The organism is Candidatus Omnitrophota bacterium, assembly GCA_028715965.1.
Lineage (GTDB): Bacteria > Omnitrophota > Gorgyraeia > Tantalellales > Tantalellaceae > JAQUQS01.
In genome coordinates, this window is sequence record JAQUQS010000013.1 from 43,638 (window position 1) to 50,214 (window position 6,577).

General features: G+C 50.0%; 7 protein-coding genes. All 7 read left to right on the forward strand.

Going from position 1 to position 6,577, the window contains the following annotated elements; translation table 11 throughout:
* The first annotated feature begins 201 nt into the window (after positions 1-201).
* The 7 genes from PHH49_06285 to hcp all read left to right on the forward strand — a co-directional run bounded on the left by PHH49_06285 (position 202) and on the right by hcp (position 6,167).
* The gene (locus PHH49_06285; GenBank protein MDD5488548.1) at positions 202-576 is read left to right on the forward strand and encodes a PilZ domain-containing protein; all 375 of its coding nucleotides are present in this window, start codon (positions 202-204) and stop codon (positions 574-576) included.
* Between the two features lies 1 nt (position 577).
* Complete coding sequence (locus tag PHH49_06290) at positions 578-1,012, forward strand: type II secretion system protein (protein ID MDD5488549.1); 435 nt, start codon at positions 578-580, stop codon at positions 1,010-1,012.
* Positions 1,013-1,019: 7 nt separating this feature from the next.
* A complete protein-coding gene (locus PHH49_06295) occupies positions 1,020-2,351 on the forward strand; it encodes a prepilin-type N-terminal cleavage/methylation domain-containing protein (GenBank protein MDD5488550.1) in 1,332 nt (443 codons plus the stop codon).
* A 27-nt stretch (positions 2,352-2,378) separates the two neighbouring features.
* Positions 2,379-2,666 (forward strand): hypothetical protein, encoded by a 288-nt coding sequence (locus tag PHH49_06300; GenBank protein ID MDD5488551.1) that lies wholly within the window; start codon positions 2,379-2,381, stop codon positions 2,664-2,666.
* 87 nt (positions 2,667-2,753) lie between these two features.
* The gene (locus PHH49_06305; protein ID MDD5488552.1) at positions 2,754-3,176 is read left to right on the forward strand and encodes an Rrf2 family transcriptional regulator; all 423 of its coding nucleotides are present in this window, start codon (positions 2,754-2,756) and stop codon (positions 3,174-3,176) included.
* Complete coding sequence (locus tag PHH49_06310; protein MDD5488553.1) at positions 3,173-3,985, forward strand: 4Fe-4S binding protein; 813 nt, start codon at positions 3,173-3,175, stop codon at positions 3,983-3,985. Before PHH49_06305 ends, PHH49_06310 begins: the two co-directional genes overlap by 4 nt.
* A gap of 553 nt (positions 3,986-4,538) precedes the next feature.
* Complete coding sequence (gene hcp, locus PHH49_06315; GenBank protein MDD5488554.1) at positions 4,539-6,167, forward strand: hydroxylamine reductase; 1,629 nt, start codon at positions 4,539-4,541, stop codon at positions 6,165-6,167.
* Positions 6,168-6,577 lie beyond the last annotated feature (410 nt).

A 6,577-nucleotide genomic window follows, 5' to 3' on the forward strand; every position in this document is an offset into this window, starting at 1 on the left:
TATTTTTTTTCTAACAAAAAAACTGAAGTTTATGTTAACTTTGGTGAGAAATGGCAAAAAGACCAGTAATTTTGATAAACGAAAATTTTGAGGAAAAAGAAAACTCAGGGCACGCATAGTCTTAAAATCGCGGGAATAATTGAAAATAAGGGAACTTCAGGGTATAATAATATTATTATTTTTGAAAGGGCGGATAAGAACATGGACGCGGATAAGCCGGAAACATCATATACGAAAAGCAGGGATAAAAGACAATGGCCGCGCGTCAAGGGGTCGTTCGTTACCCGAATGAGGGAAAAAGGCGGAGAAAGCAGGAAGTGGGAACTTGTTACATTAAGAGACCTTGGTGCTGGCGGCATAAGCTTTTTGCTCGACAGGCCTTTTTCCCAAGGGGCCGTTATTGATATGGATATCGCTTTGCCCGGAAGGCATGGGAACAATGTGCATTGTCGGGGTGAGGTCATGCGCGTGGAAAATCCCGGGCGTGGCCCCCTCAACAGAATAGCCGCGGCTTTGACCGATATCTCATCGGAAGATAAAGAGTTCCTGGAAGCATTCGTAAGGCAGAGGGCATGATATGAAACTCAGGACACGGTCCGGATTTTCCCTTGTGGAGGTGGTCATAGCGCTTGCCGTGATCGCGATAGCGTTCGTGCCGCTTATCGAGGTATATTCGGTGCCATTCGCGTCATTGCGCGCGACCGGGGAACAGACGACGGCTAAGTATCTGGCGATGTTGCACCTGGAGATGGCCAAGAACCGGGGAGACAAGGAAGCTATATACAACTCGGGCGCGGGGGGGTATGTTTTTCCCGCGATAGGGATCCCGCCGGAGAGCCTGAATGATAACAGATGGAGGACACAATTTCTTGTAAGCCTGCCGGTTGGAGGGGTTGATGATGTGGTGATGATAGAGGCTAAAGTATATTTGATCACTCCCGATATGCTTGACTCCGACCCTCTTCCACCCGATCCGGTCGTGAGCATATTCACATACATTGAGGATTATTGAGGACCTTATGAACAATAAGATATACAGGCGTAGCGGCTTTTCCCTCACGGAGATCCTAATAGCCACGGCCGTGGTGTCTATTATAGTCGGGTCCATTTTTTATACTTTTGATTCATGTCTTAAGGCCTATACGGAAAGCCAAAAAGAACTCACAGCTTTTAAGTTCCTGGATGCCATAGGGTATACAATTATCAACGGGGACAGGAAGTCGGACGGCCTCCGGGGGGCCCTGGAGCTTAAGGAGTGCGCGCGGGAATATGTAGAATATGTGCCTTTATGGGAAGATACGTCGAACCTGCCGCCGTACCCGACGGACAACATCTTCCCCCTTAACAGACCGTTCATGTTCGGGTCCGGGGAACCCATAGTGGAGGTCGCGGAAGGCCCTGTTGGCGGGGAAAAGATATACACATATTATCCGCTTGATCCCACCGACGGCTTCGATCCAAGCACTGCGCAGTATACAAGTGGTATGGTCGAGGTCAAACCGCTTGACCAGGTACTTTCCACAAAGGCTATGAGGATACTGTACTGGCCCGACTGGCATAAGGCGGCAGGGGCCGATGCAGTAGTAAAGATCGAGTTTGACAGCGCCAACCAGAGGATACTTAAACATTACGCCGGGGAAACATGGGAGATCCGCCCGACCGTGTTCAATGAGCTGAGTGAGAAAATAACAGTGACGGGGTGCACTTTCGAATATTACGACAGGTATTATGACATAAACGATCCGGCCACGACCCCGCTGGTGTTCGATGCCACGGATAAGATCCCGGTGGCCGAGCTGCATTCTATCACCGCGGTGAAGATAACGCTTAAGACCGATATGGAAGGGCTTATTCGGGAAATACCGCTTTTCGTGAACTTACGTAACAGCAGGACCACGGGCGCGCTCAAGATAATGGACACGTCTACGTTCGAGTTGGAGCTGCCACCGTCGGCGGACCTGAAGGTGCTCAAAGTATACAATGTGACAGGTCCGAATCCTGTGCCAGGGAACATTGAGATAGAGGTAACGCCGGATAATTCATTGAACGGGGAACAGACATGGAAGATCATACTCGAACTTGACGAACAGTACATCGACGGCAGGGACCGTCCGGTGATACTAAGATACAGGGTCGAGTATCCTACGGGGACAGAGCAACTTGTAAGGGATATAAACCAGGATTGCCGGATCCCGTTCGATATGCTTGATCTCTTTTCGGGGGCATGGGACCTTGATATAGATTTTACAGGTCCGCCGCCATTGCCGACAGAGATAAAGTTCATGTGTAGTTCCAGGCTAAGAGTTACGACGAAAGACGCGCACGGCGTCGGGGTATCCGTACGACCGTAACGGCATGATACACAAAAAGGGGGAGCCATGCAAAGTATTTGCGCCAAGATCTTTCTGTATAAGGATCTTTTGTATTATGTGGGCATAACGGTGCTTTTCATCATCGGGCTTTTGCTCCTGGTTGTTAACCCGCAGTCGCTTAAGACGACAAATGAGATCCTCGCGGAAAGGGAATACGGTATCAAGAAAAAGATCATACCTATTCTTGAGGAAAAGAAGATCAGGGTCATCGATGAGTTCGTCTTGGGATATAGGCCGCTACTGGGTGTGATATTCACTATCACCGCGTTCGTCCTGGCCTTTTACCGGAGGTAATCAAAAGACAGTGAACTAAAGCTTGACTTTCTTAGAGACTGATACTAAAATAGTATCAGTCTCTAATTTTTACAGCAAGAGGAAAAGATGAAGTTGTTGACCAAGGACACGGATTACGCGGTCAGGGCTCTTATTGAGCTGGGGGTATCGGGAGAAACATATGTGTCCGCGCGGGAAATATCGGAAAAGCAGCAAATACCGTACCAGTTCCTCCGGCGCATCATGCAGGATTTGATAAAAGGAGGGCTCGTCAAGTCTAAAGAGGGAGGGGGCGGGGGGTTCAGGTTGCGCGGGCATCCCTTGAAGATAAAAGTTGCCGATGTGATCCGCATGTTCCAGGGAGAGATAGAATTATCTGAATGCATGTTCAGGAAAAAAATATGCGCGAACAGGCCGCATTGCGTGTTGCGCAGCAATATTAAGAACATAGAAGCGAAAGTCATTAAAGAATTTGAAAAAATAACCATAGGGCAGCTTATACGCCAGGCGATACAAAGGAATAAGGCATGAAAAGAAAGATAATACATATAAACGAAGATAAATGCGATGGATGCGGGGCATGTGTTCCGGATTGCCCGGAAGGGGCCATAAGAATAGTTGACGGCAAGGCCCGGCTTACCGGGGAATCCCTGTGTGATGGACTGGGGGCCTGTTTAGGGGCCTGTCCCCGCGGAGCGATAACAATAGGGGAACGGGATGTGGAAGAGTATGATGAGGTCATGGTTATGCGTAATATCTCCGAAAAAGGGGACAAGGCGGTCGAAGAACACTTGAAGCATCTGGAAGAGCATGGCGAACATGCCTATCTGCGAAAAGCCAGGGAGTTCCTCGCGGATAAGCAAGATAGGGATAAACCTTGTAGCGGCACGCATATAGGGTGTCCCGGATCGCGTACCATAGATAGACGGGGGGAAAGGCTTGTTGACGCCGTTGTAGCCAGGAAGAAACAACCCTCAGAACTTCGTCAGTGGCCAGTACAACTTAAGTTGGTCAATCCGCACGCTCCATATTTCGAGAACGCGGATATGGTTATAGCCGCTGATTGCGTACCGTTCGCGTATCCGGGTTTCCATGAACGGTTCTTGAAGGATAGGACGCTTCTTGTATTCTGTCCGAAATTGGATGATTCCAACGAGGAATACATGGGAAAGATAAGGGAAATACTGGAAACCAACGATATAAGGTCCGTGACCGTAGTGCATATGGAAGTGCCGTGTTGTAACGCGACCACATCGTTGGTAGAAGAAGCCATAAAAATGTGCGGGAAGAACGTTTTAATAAAAGACTACACTATCTCTTTGGAAGGGGAGATAACATAATACCGTTTTTTGGTCGGAGCCTTTCTGGGTCTCCGACACTTTCTCGGGACTCGGTGGTCCCTCGGTCGCCTGGGTTTAAGCATCGTAGCTCAAAACGGTTTTATAGGAACAACCGCATACCGTTTTTCGGGTGGGTTTAAGCAAGTGGTATGATGACCGTCGGAAGAAGTGTCTACCGCTCAAACAGTCCTCGGCCCGGAGCGTTCCGGGCCTGCGGAACTCGCGCACGACACATCTTCCGCCGTTCAAGGTTTTGCGATACACGGCGATGAATGAGAATGGGCAAGGCGGCGTATCTTTTGGGGGTGTCACCGTCCATATAAATGCCCGTTCGGGCGTAACCCCCTATGCGTGGTGCATAGTAAGGCCTATGCCGGGTGACATACGGTGATAAAACCGTTTTTTGGTCGGAGCCTTTCTGGGTCTCCGACACTTTCTCGGGACTCGGTGGTCCCTCGGTCGCCTGGGTTTAAGCATTGTAGCTCAAAACGGTTTTATAGGGACAACAGGAACACGGGAGAATACTGAAAATAACAAGGAGGACCATATGAGTATGTTTTGCAGGCAATGTGAACAGACCGCGGCCGGTAAAGGATGCACGATAAAGGGCGTATGCGGGAAAGAAGACAGGGTGGCGATATTGCAGGACCTGCTTATCTTCGGGCTAAAAGGTATCTCCATATACGCGCATGCCGCCAGAAGCTCGGGGATAAAGGACCCGGGAACCGACCGCTTTGTCATTGAAGCGCTTTTTACCACGGTGACCAACGTGAATTTTTCGGAAAAAAGCATAGCGGAGATGATAAAAAAAGCCGGGGAAGTATACGACAGGATAAAACGCATGGCGGGGAAAGAAGGTGTTCCAGAGAAGTACGCGTCCTGGGCGCCGGCGGAGGACCTGGACGAGCTTGTTGAACAGGGCGTAAAAACAGGCATTTTATCGGATCCCGCGCCAAATGAAGATATCCGCAGCTTGAGGGAAATACTACTTTACGGGCTAAAAGGAATGGCGGCATACGCGGACCACGCGGCCATACTTGGGATGGAGAACGATGAGGTAAATGGGTTTTTCCACAAGGGTTTAGCGGCGCTTACCGACGATGAGTTGGGAGTAGAGGACCTTTTAGCGCTTATAATGGAGTTCGGCAAAGTCAATCTTACCTGTATGGAGACGCTCGATAAAGCGCATACTTTGACTTTTGGCGACCCAGTGCCCACGAAAGTATCGCTCGGGTTACGCAAAGGACCGGCGATCCTTGTATCCGGCCATGACCTCAAGGACCTTAAGCAGCTTTTAGAACAGACGGAGGGAAAAGGCGTGAGCGTATATACGCACGGGGAAATGTTGCCGGCGCACGGGTATCCTCGGTTGAAGGAACACGACCACCTGGCCGGGCATTATGGCGGGGCATGGCAGGACCAGAAAAAAGAGTTCGATATTTTCCCCGGGGCCATACTAATGACGACGAATTGCGTACAAAAACCCGCCGATACATATGCCGGCCGGCTCTTTACTACGGGGCTTGTTGAGTGGCCCGGGGTAGGACATATCGCCGCTGATGAGAACGGCGATAAGGATTTCTCGGTATTAATAGAAAAAGCGCTCGCGACCGTGGGTTCTCAGGGTGAGGTCAAAGGTAAGGAGATAACGGTAGGATTCGCCCATAAAGCGGTCTTGGGCGTTGCAGGTAAGATCGTGGAAATGGTAAAGAACGGAAGTATAAAACATTTCTTCCTTATAGGAGGATGTGACGGGGCGAAAACAGGAAGGAATTACTATACGGAACTAGCGGAAAAAGTGCCATTGGATTGCATCATCCTTACCCTGGCATGTGGAAAGTTCCGGTTCAACCGGCTCGAGTTCGGCGAGATAGGCGGGATACCGAGATTGTTGGATTGTGGACAGTGCAATGACGCCTATTCGGCTATAAAGATAGCCGTAACGCTTGCCGAGGCGTTCAAGTGCGGGGTGAATGATCTTCCACTTTCGCTTGTCCTTTCGTGGTATGAGCAGAAGGCAGTATGTATACTGCTTACGCTGCTTTCCCTCGGGATAAAGGATATAAGGCTGGGGCCGACGTTACCCGCGTTCATATCGTCGAATGTCCTTAAAGTGCTTGTGGAAAAATTCGGCATAAGACCGATAACAACACCTGACCAGGACCTCGCGGACATGCTATAAAACCGTTTTTTACCTGAGTTTAAGCATCGTAGCTCAAAACGGTTTTATAGGAACAACCGCATACCGTTTTTCGGGTGGGTTTAAGCAAGTGGTATGATGACCGTCGGAAGAAGTGTCTACCGCTCAAACAGTCCTCGGCCCGGAGCGTTCCGGGCCTGCGGAACTCGCGCACGACACATCTTCCGCCGTTCAAGGTTTTGCGATACACGGCGATGAATGAGAATGGGCAAGGCGGCGTATCTTTTGGGGGTGTCACCGTCCATATAAATGCCCGTTCGGGCGTAACCCCCTATGCGTGGTGCATAGTAAGGCCTATGCCGGGTGACATACGGTGATAAAACCGTTTTTTGGTCGGAGCCTTTCTGGGTCTCCGACACTTTCTCGGGACTCGGTGGTCCCTCGGTCGCCTG